This window comes from Leucobacter sp. NPDC077196, assembly GCF_040687075.1.
Taxonomy (GTDB): domain Bacteria; phylum Actinomycetota; class Actinomycetes; order Actinomycetales; family Microbacteriaceae; genus Leucobacter.
Window position 1 is genome coordinate 58589 of sequence record NZ_JBFBML010000004.1, and the last position, 18103, is coordinate 76691.

At 68.5% G+C, this 18103-nt stretch carries 18 protein-coding genes and 2 pseudogenes; 18 read left to right on the forward strand and 2 right to left on the reverse strand.

The window, feature by feature from the left end; translation table 11 throughout:
- Positions 1 to 47 precede the first annotated feature (47 nt).
- On the reverse strand, positions 48 to 917 hold the full coding sequence (locus AB0O71_RS06080) for an acyl-CoA thioesterase II (RefSeq protein WP_363743247.1): 870 nt from the start codon (positions 915 to 917) through the stop codon (positions 48 to 50).
- A gap of 103 nt (positions 918 to 1020) precedes the next feature.
- Here AB0O71_RS06080 and AB0O71_RS06085 point away from each other — a divergent pair, with 103 nt between their 5' ends.
- The 4 genes and pseudogenes from AB0O71_RS06085 to AB0O71_RS06100 form a co-directional block, all read left to right on the forward strand.
- Positions 1021 to 1668: a hypothetical protein gene (locus AB0O71_RS06085; RefSeq protein ID WP_363743249.1), complete on the forward strand. Its 648-nt coding sequence runs from the start codon at positions 1021 to 1023 to the stop codon at positions 1666 to 1668.
- Positions 1669 to 1796: 128 nt separating this feature from the next.
- Positions 1797 to 2084 (forward strand): DNA-directed RNA polymerase subunit omega, encoded by a 288-nt coding sequence (rpoZ, locus tag AB0O71_RS06090; RefSeq protein WP_363743251.1) that lies wholly within the window; start codon positions 1797 to 1799, stop codon positions 2082 to 2084.
- 120 nt (positions 2085 to 2204) lie between these two features.
- A complete protein-coding gene (metK, locus tag AB0O71_RS06095) occupies positions 2205 to 3398 on the forward strand; it encodes a methionine adenosyltransferase (RefSeq protein ID WP_363743253.1) in 1194 nt (397 codons plus the stop codon).
- A gap of 8 nt (positions 3399 to 3406) precedes the next feature.
- A pseudogene (locus AB0O71_RS06100) lies at positions 3407 to 3769 on the forward strand (hypothetical protein); the annotation flags it as partial.
- A gap of 150 nt (positions 3770 to 3919) precedes the next feature.
- On the opposite strand, the pseudogene AB0O71_RS06105 reads toward AB0O71_RS06100, so the two are convergent.
- Positions 3920 to 3997: pseudogene (locus AB0O71_RS06105) on the reverse strand (hypothetical protein); the annotation flags it as partial.
- A 1681-nt stretch (positions 3998 to 5678) separates the two neighbouring features.
- On the opposite strand from AB0O71_RS06105, the gene AB0O71_RS06110 reads away from it, so the two are divergent.
- The 14 genes from AB0O71_RS06110 to trpA all read left to right on the forward strand — a co-directional run bounded on the left by AB0O71_RS06110 (position 5679) and on the right by trpA (position 18040).
- On the forward strand, positions 5679 to 6611 hold the full coding sequence (locus AB0O71_RS06110; protein WP_363743255.1) for a methionyl-tRNA formyltransferase: 933 nt from the start codon (positions 5679 to 5681) through the stop codon (positions 6609 to 6611).
- A complete protein-coding gene (locus tag AB0O71_RS06115) occupies positions 6608 to 8071 on the forward strand; it encodes a transcription antitermination factor NusB (protein ID WP_363743258.1) in 1464 nt (487 codons plus the stop codon). The genes AB0O71_RS06110 and AB0O71_RS06115 overlap by 4 nt, the downstream gene beginning before the upstream one ends.
- Before the next feature lie 103 nt (positions 8072 to 8174).
- On the forward strand, positions 8175 to 9524 hold the full coding sequence (locus AB0O71_RS06120; protein ID WP_363743530.1) for an MFS transporter: 1350 nt from the start codon (positions 8175 to 8177) through the stop codon (positions 9522 to 9524).
- Between the two features lie 10 nt (positions 9525 to 9534).
- Positions 9535 to 10197, forward strand: a complete 663-nt coding sequence (rpe, locus tag AB0O71_RS06125; protein WP_363743261.1) for a ribulose-phosphate 3-epimerase — start codon at positions 9535 to 9537, stop codon at positions 10195 to 10197.
- A gap of 55 nt (positions 10198 to 10252) precedes the next feature.
- Positions 10253 to 10516 (forward strand): phosphoribosyl-ATP diphosphatase, encoded by a 264-nt coding sequence (locus AB0O71_RS06130; RefSeq protein WP_363743264.1) that lies wholly within the window; start codon positions 10253 to 10255, stop codon positions 10514 to 10516.
- Positions 10517 to 10609: 93 nt separating this feature from the next.
- Positions 10610 to 11452, forward strand: a complete 843-nt coding sequence (gene hisG / locus AB0O71_RS06135; protein ID WP_363743267.1) for an ATP phosphoribosyltransferase — start codon at positions 10610 to 10612, stop codon at positions 11450 to 11452.
- Positions 11453 to 11463: 11 nt separating this feature from the next.
- Positions 11464 to 12246 (forward strand): imidazole glycerol phosphate synthase subunit HisF, encoded by a 783-nt coding sequence (gene hisF, locus AB0O71_RS06140; protein WP_363743270.1) that lies wholly within the window; start codon positions 11464 to 11466, stop codon positions 12244 to 12246.
- Positions 12246 to 12611 carry a phosphoribosyl-AMP cyclohydrolase gene (hisI, locus tag AB0O71_RS06145; RefSeq protein ID WP_363743273.1) on the forward strand — a complete coding sequence of 122 codons (366 nt, stop codon included), beginning with the start codon at positions 12246 to 12248 and terminating at the stop codon, positions 12609 to 12611. Before hisF ends, hisI begins: the two co-directional genes overlap by 1 nt.
- A 39-nt stretch (positions 12612 to 12650) precedes the next feature.
- Positions 12651 to 14246 (forward strand): anthranilate synthase component I, encoded by a 1596-nt coding sequence (locus AB0O71_RS06150; RefSeq protein WP_363743276.1) that lies wholly within the window; start codon positions 12651 to 12653, stop codon positions 14244 to 14246.
- Positions 14236 to 14838 (forward strand): Trp biosynthesis-associated membrane protein, encoded by a 603-nt coding sequence (locus AB0O71_RS06155; protein WP_363743279.1) that lies wholly within the window; start codon positions 14236 to 14238, stop codon positions 14836 to 14838. Before AB0O71_RS06150 ends, AB0O71_RS06155 begins: the two co-directional genes overlap by 11 nt.
- 137 nt (positions 14839 to 14975) lie before the next feature.
- A complete protein-coding gene (locus tag AB0O71_RS06160) occupies positions 14976 to 15209 on the forward strand; it encodes a DUF6704 family protein (protein WP_010157323.1) in 234 nt (77 codons plus the stop codon).
- A 1-nt stretch (position 15210) separates the two neighbouring features.
- On the forward strand, positions 15211 to 15981 hold the full coding sequence (gene trpC, locus AB0O71_RS06165) for an indole-3-glycerol phosphate synthase TrpC (RefSeq protein WP_363743283.1): 771 nt from the start codon (positions 15211 to 15213) through the stop codon (positions 15979 to 15981).
- Positions 15982 to 16007: 26 nt separating this feature from the next.
- Positions 16008 to 17249: a tryptophan synthase subunit beta gene (trpB, locus tag AB0O71_RS06170; RefSeq protein ID WP_363743286.1), complete on the forward strand. Its 1242-nt coding sequence runs from the start codon at positions 16008 to 16010 to the stop codon at positions 17247 to 17249.
- The gene (trpA, locus tag AB0O71_RS06175; RefSeq protein WP_363743289.1) at positions 17246 to 18040 is read left to right on the forward strand and encodes a tryptophan synthase subunit alpha; all 795 of its coding nucleotides are present in this window, start codon (positions 17246 to 17248) and stop codon (positions 18038 to 18040) included. The genes trpB and trpA overlap by 4 nt, the downstream gene beginning before the upstream one ends.
- The last annotated feature ends 63 nt before the right edge of the window (positions 18041 to 18103 follow it).

An 18103-nucleotide genomic window follows, 5' to 3' on the forward strand; every position in this document is an offset into this window, starting at 1 on the left:
ACGCGTCTCCGTTCCCCGCCGCTGAACGCGTCTCCGTTCCCCGCCGGTCAGCGTTGGCTGGGGAGGCGCATCATGCTCTCCTGCGCGACCGAGGCGACGTGCACACCGTCGCGATCGAAGAAGCGACCGTGAGCCAAGCCCCGCCCACCCTGCGCGGTCGGGGAGTCGAGCTCGTAGAGCAGCCACTCGTCGACGCGGAACGGCCGGTGGAACCACATGGCGTGGTCGAGACTCGCCGCCCGCATGCCCGGAGTCGCCCAAGGGAGTCCGTGCTGCCTGGCCACGGGTTCGAGCAGCAGATAATCGCTGCCGAAGGCGAGCGCCGCGGCGTGGAGCAGCGGCGACGCGTCGAACGGTTCTCGACTGCGCATCCAGACGCGCTGCTGCGAGGTGCGCTCAGCCACCTCGAGAATGATGTCCGATTCCACGTAGCGGAAGTCGAACGGTCGGTCGAGCACCCATGAGGCGCGCCCGTTGCCCGAGAGGTGCCCGTACTTCTCCCACACGGTCGGCAGCGTCTCGGGATCGGGAATGTCGGAGAGATCGCGTTGCTCCTGATGCTCAAGGCCGGCATCGTCCGTCTGGAAGGAAGCGATCATCGACATCCGCGCCTCGCCGTGCTGATAGGCCTGCACGCGTCGCGTCGAGAAGGACCGCCCGTCGTGCAGGCGATCGACCTCGAACGTCATGCGCGCATCCGCGTCGCCGGGGCGTAGGAAGTACCCGTGCATGGAGTGGATCTCGCGGTCGGTCGGCACCGTGCTCCCGGCAGCTGCAATCGCTTGACCGAGCACTTGCCCGCCGAATGAGCGACCGTGCGGGGTCGGCACCGGGGGGCCCGTGAGAATGTCCTCGCGGGTGCGCGCGCCGGAATCGAGCACGGTGAGCATGTCCAGCAGACCTTGCGACGCGGTCATGGGATCCTCCATTGTCGGCGCGGGAAACGATGCCCTCAGTCTAGGCGTGCGCTGCGCCGGAACCGCGCCCCGGCCGCGTCGCTGCGCAGTAGACTCGGGCACCATGCCCGCATCGCTTCAGCTGTCAGACGCCGCCACTCGCGACGATCTCAAAATCTTCTTGGAACGACTGCTGCGGTCCGGGCAGCCAGATGTGCGCATGGTCTCGCGCGGTCGCGCACTGGCCGTCTACGGATGCACGCAGGCGCCACGCGGCATCACGGATTCCGTACCCGTTGTGCTGGTCATGCGTGCGTTCGAGCTCGCGGAACCGCCCGCTTCGTCCGTTGATGCGACGGTGGCCGGACGCGCTCTGCTCGATCGCATCGCGCGCATGGGGCTCGTGGGGCGCGCACTGGAGATTCCCGATGCGAGCCCGATCGCGGCGTGGGCGGGGGTACTGCCGCCGTCGGCGGGGTGGACCGCTGCAGGAGTGTTAGACGCGCGATCACTCGCGGGGGTGGCCGCGGAAGGCATCGAGCGAGTGGCCGCCGCCGTACCGGCTGACCCGGGCGAGGCCGTGGTGCACCGAGTGCGCGCCTCCGTCTGGGGACTCGAGATCGCCCCGGGCATCCCGGCAGCAGCGGCTTTTGCGGCCGAAGCGATGGGGTTCTTGAAAGATGCGGTCGCCGCGGAAGTATCGCGCTCACTGACCTGGATTCGGCTGAGCACGGCGCGTGGAAACGTGCTCGTGCGTTCGCTGATCGGATAGCGCGCGCTGACCTCAGGTCCCTGGCAACGCGGCCAGGCGTCGCGTACAGCAATCGCGCTGACCAGTCGCGCCCAGCAGAACCGAGATTCCTCAGGTAGGATAGGACGGTCAACTAGAGGAGTGTGTACATGGCCAATCCCAACGGCATCATCGACCCGCCCATCGACGATCTGCTCGAGAAGGTCGATTCGAAGTACGCCTTGGTGGTCTTCGCCTCGCAGCGTGCTCGGCAGATCAACGATTACTACACGGATCTGCACGACGGCAATCTCTTCGACAACGTCGGCCCACTGGTCGACTCGTCGGTAGACGACAAGCCGCTGTCGATCGCACTGCATGAGATCGTCGAGAGCAAGCTCACGATGACGCGTCGCGCTGAAGAGACCATCGAGTCGGATGGGCTCGAAGAGGCGTAATCTTTAGCTGCATTTCGAGCAGTGTCGGTGGCGTCGGATACCCTGAACAGGGTCCGGCGCCACTGGCGTTTCCGGGCAGGAGTACCCTCCCGCCATCCGTCTTCATCTCAGAGGAGCACCGTGTCGTTGCGCCAGTTCACGTCAGAGTCCGTCACCGAGGGGCACCCCGACAAGATTTGCGATCGCATCTCAGACACGATTCTCGATGCCATGCTCGCCCAAGACCCGGGTGCTCGCGTGGCGGTCGAGACGCTCGTCACGACCGGACTGGTGCATGTCGCGGGGGAGGTATCGACGAGCGGATACGTCGAGATCCCGCAGCTGGTGCGCGATGCGGTGCGAGAAATCGGGTACACGAGTTCCGAGATGGGCTTCGACGCTTCTTCGTGCGGAGTTTCGGTGTCGATCGGTCAGCAGTCACCCGACATCGCGGGCGGCGTCGACACGTCGCTCGAGGTGCGCAGCGGATCCGACGCTGACGATGAGCTCAACCAGCAGGGAGCCGGCGACCAGGGCATCATGTTCGGGTTCGCGACGGACGAAACTCCCGAATTGCATCCCCTTCCGAGCTGGATCGCCCATCGGCTCGCCGAGCGACTCGCCGAGGTGCGCAAGAGCGGGGAGCTCCCCGAGTTGCGGCCCGACGGCAAGACGCAGGTCACGATCGGCTACGACGGAAACCGTGCAGCGAGCGTCGAAGCGATTGTCGTATCAACGCAGCACCACGTCGGCATGACACAACCCGCGCTGCGGGATGCGGTCGAGCGCTTGGTGATCCGCCCCGTGCTCGAACGTGTCGAGCTCGCGAGCGCGGGCGCCGAGCTCTTCATCAATCCGGCCGGCCCCTTCGTCGTGGGCGGGCCCATGGGCGATGCGGGTCTCACCGGGCGCAAGATCATCATCGACACGTACGGCGGAGCGAGCCGACACGGCGGCGGTGCGTTCAGTGGAAAGGATCCGTCGAAGGTCGACCGTTCGGCCGCCTACGCGATGCGCTGGGTGGCCAAGCACGTCGTCCGCGCCGGTCTCGCCTCTCGGGCGGAGCTGCAGGTCGCCTACGCGATCGGACGCGCCCACCCCGTCGGGCTATATGTCGAGACCTTCGGTACTGAGACGGTGCCGCTCGATCGCATCGAGCGGGCGGTGCGCGAGGTCTTCGACCTGCGGCCGCTGGCGATCATCCGCGATCTCGATTTGCTGCGCCCGGTGTACGCGCGAACCAGCGCGTACGGCCACTTCGGGCGCGAATTGCCCGAGTTCACCTGGGAGTCCACCCCTCGCGTCGCCGAGCTGCGGGCTGCCGCGGGCCGGTAGGCGCGGCGATGCCGGACGCGAACGGATTCGCCACGGCGTACACCACAGCCGAGGCGGCGCAGGGGAGACCCGTCGCCCAGATTCTGCTCGACTCTGCGCTCCCGCAGCTCGACCACCTGTTCGACTACGCGGTACCGCCCGAGCTGGCCGATGACATCCGCGTCGGGCAGCGGGTGCGCGTGCCGTTCCGCTCGAAAGAACGGAAGACGTTCGGGTATGTGATCGGCTTCGCCGATCGCAGCGACTTCGGCGGCGAGCTCTCGCCGATCGCCGGTATTGTGACGCTCGTTCCGTTGCTCTCGATGCAGGTGTGGCGGCTCGCTCGGGCCGTCGCCGACCGGGCCGGAGGATCGGCCGGAGATATTCTTCGCCTCGCGATACCTGCGCGTCAGGTGCGCGTGGAGAAGCAGCACCTCGCCGCAGTGCAGGCCCGCCGAGAGGCTGCGTCGAACACGAGCGCCGGGGTCGCCGAGACGGCAGCCGAGCCGAGCACCGCGGAGCCGAGCACCGCGGAGCCGAGCACCGCGGAGCCGAGCACCGCGGAGCCGAGCACCGCGGAGCCGGGCACCGTCGACGCCGGCCTCGCGGACCGCAGTCACGCAGAGCAGGGCATCGCGGAGCAACTGGTGGCCGGGTCACGTCTGACGCTCACGGCTTCGCACGGACCGGATCGTTTGCACACCGGGGAGTGGGTCGGCGGCTGGGCCGCGCAACTCGCTCGCATCGCGCTCGCGGTGCACGCAGCCGAACGCAGCGCGATCCTCATCGCTCCCGATTATCGCGATCTCGACCAGCTGCGCGACGCGCTCGCGGCCTTCGGGCACGAAGACATCGTCCGCGTCGACTCCCGTCAGTCGAACGCCGAGCGTTACGCCGGGTTTCTCCGCGCCCGCGACCCCGAACCGCGCATTATTCTCGGCAACCGATCGGCGGTGTACGCCCCTGCGCACGACCTCGGGGCGATCATCATCTGGGACGACGGGGATCCCGTGCTCGCCGAACCGCTGTCGCCGTACGTGCACGCCCGCGATGCGGCACTGGTGCGCGCCGAGCAGGAGTCTGCGGGGCTCTTCTTCGCCGCCCACGCGCGCAGCGTCGAGGTGCAACGACTCGTCGATCTGGGCTACGTCCAGGCGCAGCGTAACCCGCCGAAGCGGGCCAGAGTCGTGCACGCAGACGCCGCTCTCGCGCCGGATGCGTTCGCCGGGCGAGTGCCGGAGTTCGCGGCGCGCACCATCCGCGAGGGGTTGCGTACCGGCCCCGTGCTCGTGCAGGTCGCTACGCCCGGCTATGCTCCGGTCGCGGTCTGCGAGGACTGCGGCGACCTCGGTCGGTGCGGGGTGTGCAACGGACCGATCGGCTTCCGCGTCATCGGGCGCGCTTCGTGTCGATGGTGCGGAGAATACGCGAGCGACTGGCACTGCCGCACGTGCGATGGTCGCCGGCTCGTTGAGCGCGGGATGGGGTCTGGGCGCACCGTGGAGCAGTTCGAGCGTCAGTTCGAGGGAGCGCGCGTGCTGCTCAGCGACGGTGAGCATCCCCGCGAGCGTGTCGATGCGCGACCCGCGATCGTCGTGGCCACCCGCGGGGCGGAGCCCCTGGCGGCTGGCGGATACCGTGCGGTCGTGCTGCTCGACGCCGAGCGCCTGCTGAGCATCGAGACGCTTCGGGCCGGCGAAGACTGCCTGCGCTGGTGGGAGAACGCGGCTGCGCTCACTGCGCCCGACGGCACGTGCCTGATGGCGTCGGGCGGTGGGCCAGTGGTGCGCGCGTTCGTCACCGGACGCACCGAGGAATGGCTGCGCGGCGAGCTGCGGGATCGCCACGCCCTGAGGTATCCGCCCGCGGTGCGGGTGGCGAGTGTCAGCGGCGGCCCGGAAGAGGTGGAGCGCGCGCTGCAGCAGCTCGAACCGGTACCCGGCGTCGATCACCTCGGCCCGACGCCGCTTCCCGCGGGAGGCGCTGCCAAGACCCCGCCCGGCCTCGTGCGCGCCATCGTGCGGTTCGACTACGGGCACGGCGCCGAAGTCGCGAGCCGCCTGCGGGGTGCCCTCGTCGCCGATGCGGCCGGGTCGGCTTCGCGCTCGCGCGGCCGTGCGCCCGGACGGGCGAGGCCGGAGGCGCTGCGGCTTCGCTTCGACGACCGGGGTGTGTTCGACGGGTGAAGCGGCGGCACGAACGAGCGCTTGCACGAGCGCGTCGGGCGGGCGCGGAACTCGGCCGCGGAATTCGGCCGCGAGGCGTGCGCGCACGGGGAAGCGCGCGTGGGAGAATGGCGGGATGCGGATCGTCTTTGCCGGAACCCCCGAGTTCGCCGTACCCAGTCTCATCGCGCTCCGTGCTGCGGGTCACGAGGTCGTCGGGGTCATCACACGCGAGGACGCGCCGCTCGGGCGCAAGCGCGTGCTCACCCCGTCGCCCGTCGCGGCCGCCGCTGACGAGTTTGGCATTCCAGTGCGCAAGGCGAACCGTCTCGACGACGCGGTCACGGAGTGGGCGCGGGACCTCGCGCCCGAGCTCGGCGTGATCGTGGCATTCGGCGGACTCGTGCGCGAGCCGTTGCTCAGCCTGCCCGAGCTCGGATGGATCAACCTCCACTTCTCAGAGCTGCCCAAGTGGCGCGGCGCGGCTCCGGTGCAGCGCGCGCTGGAGGCCGGTGAACAGCGCCTGGGGGTCACCGTATTCAGGCTCGTCGCAGCGCTCGACGCCGGCGCGGTGCTGGCGCGAGACGCGCGCGAGTACCCCGAGGGTACGACTGCCGGGCGAGCTCTGGCCGACCTTGCCTCCTTCGGCACGGGTGCGCTCCTCGCCGCCGTCGAGACGCTCTCGACGGACCCCGGAGCGGGGGCGCCGCAGACGGGGCCCGCGAGCTACGCGCAGAAGCTCACCCGCGACGACGGCCGTCTTGATGTGGAACGCGGCACCCGCGACGTACTCGCCCAGTGGGCCGGCATGACGCCAGAGCCCGGCGCCTACGCACTGCACGAGGGAGCCCCGCTGAAAGTGCACGAGATGCGTCGCGGAGCCGACGCGGAAGCGGTCGGTGGCGGCGGAAGCACCGATGTCGGGACGGTGTCGCTGCAGGGCGAACGCGCGATGCTCGCCCTGCGAGACGGCGCTCTCGAACTGGTCCGGGTGCAGCCAGCGGGCAAGCAGGCGATGGACGGCGCCGCGTGGTTGCGCGGGCGCAACAGGCAGACGGTGCTCTCGTGAGCGGCACCCAGGGCGGCCGGGGCGAGCGGAGCGGGAATGGCGCGCGACGGCGCGGCGTTGCGATCTCGCCCGCCAGGCTCGTCGCCTACGACGTGCTGCGAGACGTGGAGGATCGCGACGCGTACGCCAACCTTGCTCTTCCCGGGCGGATTCGCGAGGCGGCGCTGGATACCCGCGACGCGGGTCTCGCGACGGAGCTCGCCTCGGGGGCGCTGCGTTGGCGTGGCCGGTACGACCGGATCATCGAGCTCGCCGCGGGTCGGGAGATCGAGCGCATCGACGCACGCACGCGCAATGTGCTGCGACTGGGCGCGCATCAGCTGCTCGGCATGCGCACCGCGGCCCACGCCGCGGTCAACGAGAGCGTCGAACTGCAGCGCCGCGTCGGCAACCGAGCGGCGGCGGGCTTCGTCAACGGAGTCCTCCGGAGCATCGGTCGCGCGTCGATCGACGAGTGGGATGCCCGGATCGCCGAAAGCGCGACGAACGCGAACGACGCGCGCGCCTCGCTCACCTCGCACCCCGCGTGGATCATTCGCGCGATGCGCGATGCTCTGGCAGCGGAAGGACGCGAGTCAGAACTCGATGCGCTGCTCGCTGCAGACAACGCTGCCCCCCGCGTCAGCCTCGCGATCCTGCCCGGCGCAGGAGTCACCGCAACGGAAGCCGCCGAGCACACGGTTGAGTCGGGCGTGACCGTATCGGGGCCCTCGCCGCTCGGCGTCGAGGTCGGCGGCGGCGATCCCGCGCGGGTGATCGCGGCGAGCGGCGCGCGTCGCGGTTTCGCGCGGGTGCAGGATCAGGGCTCGCAACTCGCCGCGCTCGCGCTCACCCGTGCTCGTCCGGTGCATCAGGGGGAGCGCTGGCTCGATCTCTGCGCCGGGCCGGGGGGAAAGACGGCTGTGCTGGGCGCCGAGGCACTCGTGGCGGGCGCGAGTGTGCGGGCGAACGAGGTCTCGGAACACCGCGCGCAGCTCGTGCGCAACTCGGTGACGGGAGTGGAGGACGCCGTCGAGGTGGTCTCATTCGACGGGAGAAGCGACGAGGCGTACGGCGGCGAGCACTTCGACCGCATTCTCGTCGATGCTCCGTGCTCGGGACTCGGCGCCCTGCGGCGCCGGCCGGAGGCGCGCTGGCGCAAGCAGCCCTCCGACCTTCCCGAGCTCACCCGCTTGCAGGCCGAGTTGCTGGAACAGGCTGTCGCGCACCTCGTGCCGGGCGGCGTTCTCGCGTACGTGACGTGCTCGCCGCATCTCGCGGAGACGCGAGTGACTGTCGATCGACTGCTGCGCAGCCGCTCCGATCTCGTGGAGATCGATGCGCGCGGCGTGGTGGGAAGTATTGCGCGGGACGGCATCGAGCTGCAGCAGGACGGGCTGAGCGTGCAGCTCTGGCCGCATCGGCACGGCACCGACGCGATGTTCATCTCGCTCATCGAACGGCGCGCGATCACGACGTAGTCTGGCGCATGTCGGAGGTCAGGCCTACCCTGTGAGCATGACCTCACCACCGAGGCCGGAGGCGACGCCGCTCGCGGCCGCTCCGACTCCGCCCGCGGGGGGCATGCGCACCTTCGTGCACGTGCTCGTCAACACCGCCGTGGCCAACCTCACGACGAACTTTCTCTGGTTCGCGGTCGTGTTCTGGGTGTACCTCGAAACGCGCAGCATCCTCGCCACGGGGGTACTCGGCGGTGTCTACATGATTCTGATCGCGGTGTGCTCGATGTGGTTCGGGTCGCTGGTCGATCGCCTCCGCAAGCAGCGGGTCATGGTGCTCTCCGCGACCATCTCGCTCGTGACCTTCGTGGTCGGCTGCGTGATCTTTTTCATGGTGCCCGAATCCGAACTGCTGCGCCTCGATCGCCCCTGGTTCTGGCTCTTCACGCTCATCGTGCTCGCCGGCTGCGTCGTCGAACTGCTGCGCAATCTCGCGCTCGCGACGACCGTGACGCTGCTGGTGCCCACGGAGCGCCACGCGAACGCGAACGGGCTCGTCGGCACCGTGCAGGGGCTCGCCTTCATCGCCACGAGCGTGTTCAGCGGCCTCTCCGTCGGGTTCATCGGGATGGGCGGCACGATCATCATCGCAACCGTGTTCGTGGGCGTGCCGATCCTCCATCTCATCGCGCTTCGCATTCCCGAGCCCGAAATCGTGCAGGATCCCACTCGAAGCGCGATCGACTTCCGCGGAGGCATGGCGGCGATGCTCGCCGTGCCCGGGCTCATCGCGCTGGTGTTCTTCTCGACGCTCAACAACCTCTCGGGCGGCGTCTTCATGGCGCTGCTCGATCCGTACGGGCTCGAACTCTTCGCCGTTGAGATCTGGGGCATCGTCTTCGGCGTGGCGTCGACCGGCTTCATCATCGGCGGAGCCGTCGTCGCGAAATGGGGTCTGGGAAAGAACCCCATCCGCACCATGCTGGTGCTCGCCGGTCTGCTGGGCGTGCTGGGAATGGTGTTCACCCTGCGCGATTGGCCATGGCTCTTCATCACGGGCATCTGGCTGTTCATGGCGATGATGCCGGCCGTCGAGGCGGCGGAGCAGACCGTGATTCAGAAGGTCGTGCCGTACGGGAAGCAGGGGCGCGTCTTCGGTCTCGCCATGACCTTCGAGGCTGCGGCAGCCCCGATCACATCGTTGCTCATCGCGCCGATCGCCGAGTTCTGGATCGTGCCGTACATGGAGGAGCCGGCGGGTGCTGCGCGCTGGGGATGGCTGCTCGGCGAGGGCGAGAGTCGCGGCATCGCGCTCATCTTCGTCTGGGCGGGCGCCGCGATGGTGCTGGTCGCCGCGGGGGCTTTCCTGACGCGGTCGTACCGCATACTCTCACGGAGTTACGCGTCAGCGCCGGTGACGGTGAGCCCCGAGGCGTCTGCCGCGGCGGCTGAAGCAGAGCGCACGACGCCGTAGGCTGTCTCTCGTGACCGCACAGCGCATCAATCCGAGCATCCTGTCCGCCGACTTCGTGAATCTGCAGTCCGAGCTCGAGGCGATTGATGCCGCCGACCTCGTGCACGTCGATGTGATGGACAACCACTTCGTGCCGAATCTCACCATGGGGCCACCGATCGTCGAACGGATTCAGGCGGTTTCGCCGGTGCCGCTCGATGTGCACCTGATGATCTCGGATGCCGATCGCTGGGCGCCGGGGTACGCCGAGCTGGGCGCGTACTCGGTCACCTTCCACGCCGAGGCTGCGGCGGATCCCGTGGCCCTCGCACGCGCGCTCCGCGACCGCGGGGCGCGCGCCGGCATCGCGCTGAAGCCGGGAACCGACCCCGAGCCGTACCTCGAGCTGCTGCCGGAGTTCGACCAGGTGCTCGTGATGACGGTCGAACCGGGATTCGGCGGGCAGTCGTTCATGCACGAGACGATGCCGAAGCTGCGCCGTTTCGCCGAAGCCAAAGCGCGCCTGGGGCTCGACCTCTGGCTGCAGGTCGACGGCGGTATCACCGTCGACACGATCGGGATCGCGGCCGAGGCCGGGGCCGATACGTTCGTCGCGGGCTCGGCGGTCTACGGCGGCGTACCTGAGCAGCGCATCGCCGAGCTGCGCGCCGCTGCCGCCGCGCACGCGCACTGAGCCGGTCGGTGCTCGCGCGATCCAGCGTCTGCACGAAACCCGCTAGGCTGTTCACGTGAAATCGTTCGAGGCGCTCTTCGCCGAACTCAGCGAGAAGGCCGCTACTCGCCCCGAGGGCAGCGACACCGTTGCGCGCCTCGATGCAGGGGTGCACACGATCGGGAAGAAGATCGTCGAGGAAGCCGCTGAGGTCTGGATGGCCGCAGAGTACGAATCAGACGCGGCCTGCGCCGAGGAGATCAGCCAGCTCCTCTACCACCTTCAGGTGCTCATGCTCGCGAAGGGCCTCAAGCTCGAAGACGTCTACGCGCATCTGTAGCATCGGCGCGTCGGATTCTCCGCTCGTCGATGCTCGCCGCTGACCTCACTTACTGGCCGGCTGCCCGGCCGCACGGAAGGACTTTCACGCACCATGCTCCGCATCGCTGTTCCCAACAAGGGCTCGCTCTCCGAGACCGCCGCCGAGATGCTGGCGGAAGCCGGTTACTCTGGCCGACGCGACAGCCGCAAGCTCGTCCACACCGATGCCCGAAACGAGGTGGAGTTCTTCTACCTGCGTCCGAAAGACATCGCGACCTACGTCGGGTCCGGCGCGCTCGATGTCGGCATCACCGGGCGCGACCTGATGCTCGACTCGGGGTCGCCGTCGCGCGAGATCGCGGCACTTGAATTCGGCGACTCGACATTCCGCTTCGCGGCTCCTGCTGGCAGTGACATCTCGGATCTCGCCGACCTCGCGGGCAAGCGCGTCGCGACGAGCTACCCGAAGCTCGTCGACGACTTCCTGCGCGCCCGCGGTGTGGAGGCTGAGCACGTCAAGCTCGACGGCGCGGTGGAGTCGGCCGTGCAGCTCGGCGTCGCCGACGCCGTGGCCGATGTCGTATCGACCGGAGCGACCTTGCGTGCCGCCGGCCTCGAGATCTTCGGTCCGGTCATCCTCGATTCGACCGCGGTGCTCATCGGCGGGCCGAACGAGCACCCCGGCATCGATCGCCTGCTGCGACGACTGCAGGGCGTGCTCGTCGCGCGCAAGTACGTGCTCATGGACTACGATCTTCCGGTCGAGCAGCTCGATGAGGCGTCACGCGTCGCGGGCGGCATGGAGTCGCCGACGGTGTCGCCGCTGCAAGACGAGCGCTGGGTGGCGGTCAGAGTCATGGTGCCCTCCGACGACGCGAACCAAATCATGGATCGGCTCTACGATCTGGGCGCCCGCGCGATCCTCGTGACCGCGATCCACGCGGCGCGGCTCTGAGGGCGGGCGCGATGTCGATCGCCACGCGTGTCATCCCCTGTCTCGACGTCTCCGGTGGGCGCGTCGTCAAGGGAGTCAACTTTCTCAATCTGCGCGATGCGGGAGACCCGGTCGAGCTGGCTGCACGGTACGCCGCGCAGGGCGCCGACGAACTCACGTTTCTCGATGTCACGGCGACGGTCGACGACCGGTCGACGACCTACGACGTCGTGCGCCGCACCGCGGAGCAAGTGTTCATCCCGCTGACCGTCGGCGGGGGAGTTCGCGGCCCAGAAGACGTCGCGCGGCTGCTCGGCGTCGGTGCCGACAAGATCGGCATCAACAGCGGAGCGATCGCGCGCCCCGACGTGATCGGGGAGATCGCGGATCGCTTCGGCGCGCAGGTGCTGGTGCTCTCGCTCGACGTGAAGCGCAGCCCGCGCACGCCGTCGGGATTCGTCGTGACGACGCACGGCGGCAAGCGTGAAACCGACCTCGACGCGCTCGAATGGTGCCGAGAGGCTGTCGATCGGGGTGCCGGCGAACTGCTCGTGAACTCGATGGACGCCGACGGCACGCTCGCAGGCTTCGATCTCGAACTCACGGCACTCGTGCGCGAGATCTCGGAGGTGCCGATGATCGCCTCCGGCGGTGCGGGCCGCCTGGAGCACTTCTCGCCCGCCGTCGAGGCGGGCGCCGACGCCGTGCTCGCAGCGTCCGTTTTCCACGACGGCACGTTCACCATCGGACAGGTGAAGGCAGCGCTCGCCTCCGACGGGCGCACGGTGCGCACTGCGATCTCGGGAGCCGAGTGATGAGCGATATCGACCCGGTCCCGAACGAGCTCGTCTTTGCTCACGACGGTCTGCTGCCCGCCATCATTCAGGACGACGTCTCGGGCGACGTCCTCATGCTGGCGTGGATGGACCACGAGGCCGTGCGGCGCACGCTCACCACGGGCCGAGTGACGTTCTGGTCCCGTTCGCGACGCGAGTACTGGCGCAAAGGCGACACCTCCGGGCACCGGCAGTACGTGCGCGGCGTGAAGATGGACTGCGACGGAGACACGCTCCTCGTGCGCGTGGTGCAGATCGACGCCGCGTGCCACACGGGCACCCGCACTTGCTTCACGGATCGCGAGGTCACCGCGCTCATGGGGGATCCGGCGGACGACGCGTAGCGCACGGTTATCCCGCGCACGGACGGGTAGGCTGATGCGGTGAGCTTGACCACCACGCGCGCCGCGTTCGACGCCGCACGCGACTCCCACGCCGTGATTCCCGTCTGCCGAGAGATCTTCGCCGATGCCGATACTCCCGTCGGCATCTACCGCAAAGTGGCCGCGTCGCGGCCCGGAACCTTCCTGCTGGAGTCGGCCGAGCAGGGCGGCGTCTGGACGCGCTTCAGCTTTGTCGGCGCCGGCAGCTTCGGTGTGCTCGGCGAGCGGGGCGGCCGCGCGCACTGGGCCCAGAACGACGCATTCGAGGTGCCAGCCGAGCGATTGCTGCCGGGAGGCGTCGACGCGCTCGCGCCGGTCGAAGCGCTCAGCGCCATCTACGAGCGGTGGCGGTCGCCTCAGGTCGCCGGGCTTCCGCCGCTCGCGAGCGGATTCGTCGGATACCTCGGCTGGGAGACCGTGCGGCAGTTCGAGAAGCTCGAGCACGGGCCCTCCGCAGGGCCCGGCCTGCCGACACAGGGCCTGAGCTTCGTCTCAGAGCTCGTGGTCATCGATCACCGGGAGGGCAGTGTCGTGCTGCTCGCCAACGTGCTGAACGATGCGGCGCTCAGCGATCCCGAATCGACCGAGGAGTCTTCGGCGGAACATCTGGCGTCAGACGCGCAGTGGGCGGATGCGCAGGCGCGCCTGGACGGACTGCAGGCCGCGCTCGCGGCCCCCCAGCGGTCGCCGCTGAACCGCGTCGATCGCGATGCCGCCTCCGCGCCGCTGCGCTTGACGAGCACGCCGGAATACGTGAAAGCGGTCGAAGCCGCGCAGCGGTACATCGTCGATGGCGACATCTTCCAGGTGGTGCCGTCGCAGCGCTTCGACCAGGAGTGCACTGCGGATCCCCTCGACGTGTACCGGGTACTGCGACACCTCAACCCGAGCCCGTATCTCTACCTGCTGCAGCTCGAAGACGCATCGGGCGTGCCGTTCGCCGTGGTCGGATCGAGCCCCGAGGCGCTCGTCACGGTACAGGAGAGCGGCCACGTGCTGACGCACCCGATCGCCGGGTCTCGACCTCGCGGGGCGAGCATCGAGGAGGATCAGCAGCACGAGCGCGACCTCCTCGCCGACGAGAAGGAACGTGCCGAGCACTTGATGCTCGTCGACCTGGCGCGCAACGATCTGCTCCGCGTCTGCGAGCCGGGCACCGTCGAGGTCACCGAGTTCATGCGGATCGAGCGTTTCAGCCACATCATGCACATCGTTTCCAGCGTCGAGGGTCGGAAACGGCCAGGAGCGAACCCGATCGATGTGTTCCGGGCCACGTTCCCTGCGGGCACGCTGTCCGGCGCGCCGAAGCCGCGGGCGCTGCAGATCATCGATGAGCTGGAGCCGGTCCAGCGCGGCGTCTACGGCGGCGTGGTCGGATACTTCGGCCTCGGGGGTGCCGCAGATCTCGCGATCGCGATTCGCACTGCGACGATCAAGGGCGGGGTTGCGATGGTGCAGGCCGGCGCCGGCGTCGTCGCCGACTCGGTGCCTGAGACCGAGGATGCGGAGTGTCGCAGCAAGGCCGCCGCCCCGCTGCGCGCGATCGCCATCGCCAACACGCTGCACGCGCTCGGGGAGGTCGCAGATGCGTCCTAAACTCCTCACCGTCTCAGCAATCGCACTCGTCGGCGCACTCGGTCTGCTCGCAGGATCGCAGACGTGGATCTCATTCATGATCGACGGCACGCACAGCCTCGAGGTGGTCGCCGGCCACGACGTGAATGCGGCCGTGTCGCCGATCTCCATCGCGATGGTCGCTGCGGCACTCGCATTGACCATCGCCGGCCCCGTCTTCCGTCGCGTGCTCGGCGTTCTGGTCGCACTGCTCGGAGCCGGCCTGGCGGCGCTCACCATCAGCGTCATCGCCGCTCCGCTCACCGCGATCACCGGAACGATCACAGCGCTGACCGGAATCTCGGGTGCGGCGACGACATCGCTCGTCGTCTGGAGTCAGCTCTCGGCATGGATTTGGGCGTGCGTCGTCGCAGGCGTGCTCGCGGCAGTGCTCGGGCTGGTCGTCGCCCTCTTCAGCGGCACCTGGGCCGCGGGCGGTCGCAAGTACGATGCGGCACCGCGCCCGGATACGGCGACCGCGGGCGCGCCCGATCGCATCTCGGACTGGGACTCGCTCTCGGGCGGCGACGACCCCAGCGACGGCGACGATCCCGTCGAGCGATCGAAGCGCTGACGAAGCGCTGACGAACCGATGACGAAGCGCTGACGAACCGCGAGCATCGTGATCGGTCGACCGGTCAGGGGCGGTGCCGGAATGCGTCACAGATTTCCGCTAGTCTGGAACCGTCGAAATCTGTTCAGAGGAGATTCATGAGTACCCAGCACGGAGACCCCGGTCACGGTGATTCGCCTGCCGCGTGGACGGCGGTCGTAGTGATGCTGATCGGCATCGCAGCCGGCACCGTCTTCTTCTTCCTTGACATGCCCGTTCTCGTCTGGGCGTGCGTGGGAGTGGTCGTGGTGGGCGCGCTGCTCGGTTGGATCCTCTCGAAGGCCGGATACGGAGTGAACGGCCCCAAGTTCACCCCTCCAGCTCACGACTGACGTGCTTGAAGATCTCCTGGCCGGATCGCTCGAGGACGCCGCAGCGCGTCGCGAGCGCCGGCCCTATTCCGTAGTCGAGTCCGAGGCACTTGCGGCCCGACCGGCATTGGACGCCCTCGTGGCACTCGAGCCGGCTGAGCACATGAAAGTGATCGCCGAAGTCAAGCGGGCCAGCCCGTCGCGCGGCGATCTCGCTGACATCGCGCAACCGCACGACCTCGCCAGCCAGTACGAGGCGGGCGGTGCGAGCGCGGTGAGTGTGCTCACCGAGGAACGAAAGTTCAAGGGGTCGCTCGCCGATCTCGAAGCGGTGCGCAAGGCGATCAGCATTCCCGTGCTGCGCAAGGACTTCATCGGTGACGAGTACCAGGTGCTCGAAGCTCGGGCGGCGGGTGCCGATCTCGTGCTGCTGATCGTCGCAGCGCTGCCGCAGGATCGGTTGCTCCGCCTGCACAGTGTCATCCGCGAACTCGGCATGACTCCGCTCGTCGAAGCGCACAGCGCTGATGAGGTTGCGCGTGCCGTCGATCTCGGTTCGCAGCTCATCGGCGTCAATGCGCGCGATCTGCGCACGTTCGAACTCGACCGAGACCTGTTCGGTCGCGTCGCAGATCAGATTCCTGCCGGAGTGATCCGCGTCGCGGAGTCGGCCGTGCTGAGCGTTGCCGATGTCGAGCATTACCGGGAAGCGGGCGCCGATGCGGTGCTCGTCGGGGAAGCGCTCGTGACCAATGATCCCATCGCCACGCTGCAATCGTACGTGAGCGTCTGAAACGTCGAGAGCTGAAAAGGACACTAGTGACCGAATCGACTACCGGAGTGACCAGCCTTCGCGACCAGCACGGTCCGTTCTTCGGAGAGTTCGGGGGGCGATTCATGCCGGAGTCCCTGATCGCCGCGATCGACGAGCTCACGGTCGCCTACGCCGAGGCGCAGGCTGACCCCGCCTTTCGCGCCGAGCTCGCCGAACTGCTGCTCACCTACGCCGGTCGTCCATCCCCGATCACGGAAGTGCCGCGATTCGCCGAGCACGCCGGAGGCGCCCGCGTGTTCCTCAAACGCGAAGACCTCAATCACACGGGCTCGCACAAGATCAACAACGTGCTCGGCCAGGCACTGCTCACCAAGCGACTGGGCAAGACGCGCGTCATTGCTGAGACGGGTGCCGGCCAACACGGAGTCGCGACTGCGACCGCCGCGGCACTCTTCGGGCTCGATTGCACGGTGTACATGGGCGAGGTCGATACCGAGCGACAGGCGTTGAACGTCGCTCGGATGCGTCTGCTCGGCGCCGAGGTCGTTCCGGTGCGAACCGGGTCTCGCACGCTCAAGGATGCCATCAACGAGGCGTATCGCGACTGGGTCGCGAGTGTCGACCGCACGAACTACATCTTCGGCACCGCAGCGGGTCCGCACCCGTTCCCGGCGATGGTGCGCGATTTTCAGAAGGTCATCTCCGAAGAGGCGCGTGCGCAGCTGCTCGAGCGTATTGGTCGCCTGCCCGATGCGGTCGTCGCCTGCGTGGGCGGCGGCTCGAACGCCATCGGCATGTTCGACGCCTTCCTCGACGACGCCGATGTGCGTCTGTACGGTGTGGAGGCCGGGGGAGACGGGGTCGATACCGATCACCACGCGGCGTCGATCGAGCGCGGGCGGCCGGGCGTGCTTCACGGAGCGAAGACCTACGTACTGCAAGATGCGGACGGGCAGACCGTCGAGTCGCATTCGATCTCTGCAGGTCTCGACTATCCGGGAGTCGGCCCTGAGCACGCGTGGCTCGCCGATATCGGACGCGCTGAGTACATTCCCGCTACCGATGACGAGGCGATGCAGGCGCTGCGGCTACTCAGCCGCACCGAGGGCATCATCCCGGCAATCGAATCCGCGCACGCCCTCGCGGGCGCGCAGCGAATCGGCTCGGAACTCGGCCCCGACGGGGTCGTTCTCGTGAGTCTGTCGGGTCGCGGCGATAAGGACATGGCGACGGCCGGCCGGTACTTCGGACTGCTCGCCGAGGACGGACCGGAGGTCGACGGATGACCGAGCAGGTGTCAAGCGTCGCAGAAGCGATTCGCACTGCGAATCAGGAACGCCGGGGTGCGCTCGTCGGGTACCTCCCGGTCGGGTTCCCCGATCTCGACACCAGCATCGAGGCGGCCATTGCGATGGCGCGCAGTGGCGCAGATGTCCTGGAGTTCGGCGTGCCGTACTCCGATCCCGTCATGGATGGGACCGTGATCCAGGAAGCGACCCAGACGGCACTTGCGGGCGGTTTCCGTCTCGCCGATGTCTTCGAAGCGGTGCGGCGCGTCCGCGAAGCCGTCGATGTGCCGGTGCTGGTGATGACCTATTGGAACCCCGTCATGCAGTACGGGGTCGACGCATTCGCCCGCGATCTCGCCGCCGCAGGCGGAGCCGGGCTCATCACCCCCGACATCACGCCCGATGCTGCGGATGAGTGGATCGCGGCGAGCGATGTACACGGCCTCGACCGCGTCTTCCTGGCCGCCCCGAGTTCCACCGATGAGCGGCTCGGTCTCGTGAGCCGCTCGAGCACGGGCTTCGTCTACACGGTGTCCACGATGGGCATCACGGGTGAGCGTGCTGAGCTCGATGCCGCTGCGCGCGGGCTGACCGCTCGACTCCGGGAGCAGGGCGCCGCACTGGCGTGCGTCGGCATCGGCATCTCAACCGCCGAGCAGGTAGCCGCAGCCCTCGAGTATGCGGACGGTGCGATCGTCGGTACCGCCTTTGTGCGCGCCCTCCGCGACGGCGGCGTGCCGCAGCTCGCCGAGACGGTCGCGGGCATCGCCCGAGGCACCGCGCGCTAAGATTGACCCGTCCGCCGCGCGGCTCGGCTGCGCGGTATCCATCAGTGTCCTGCGGTGTGTAGC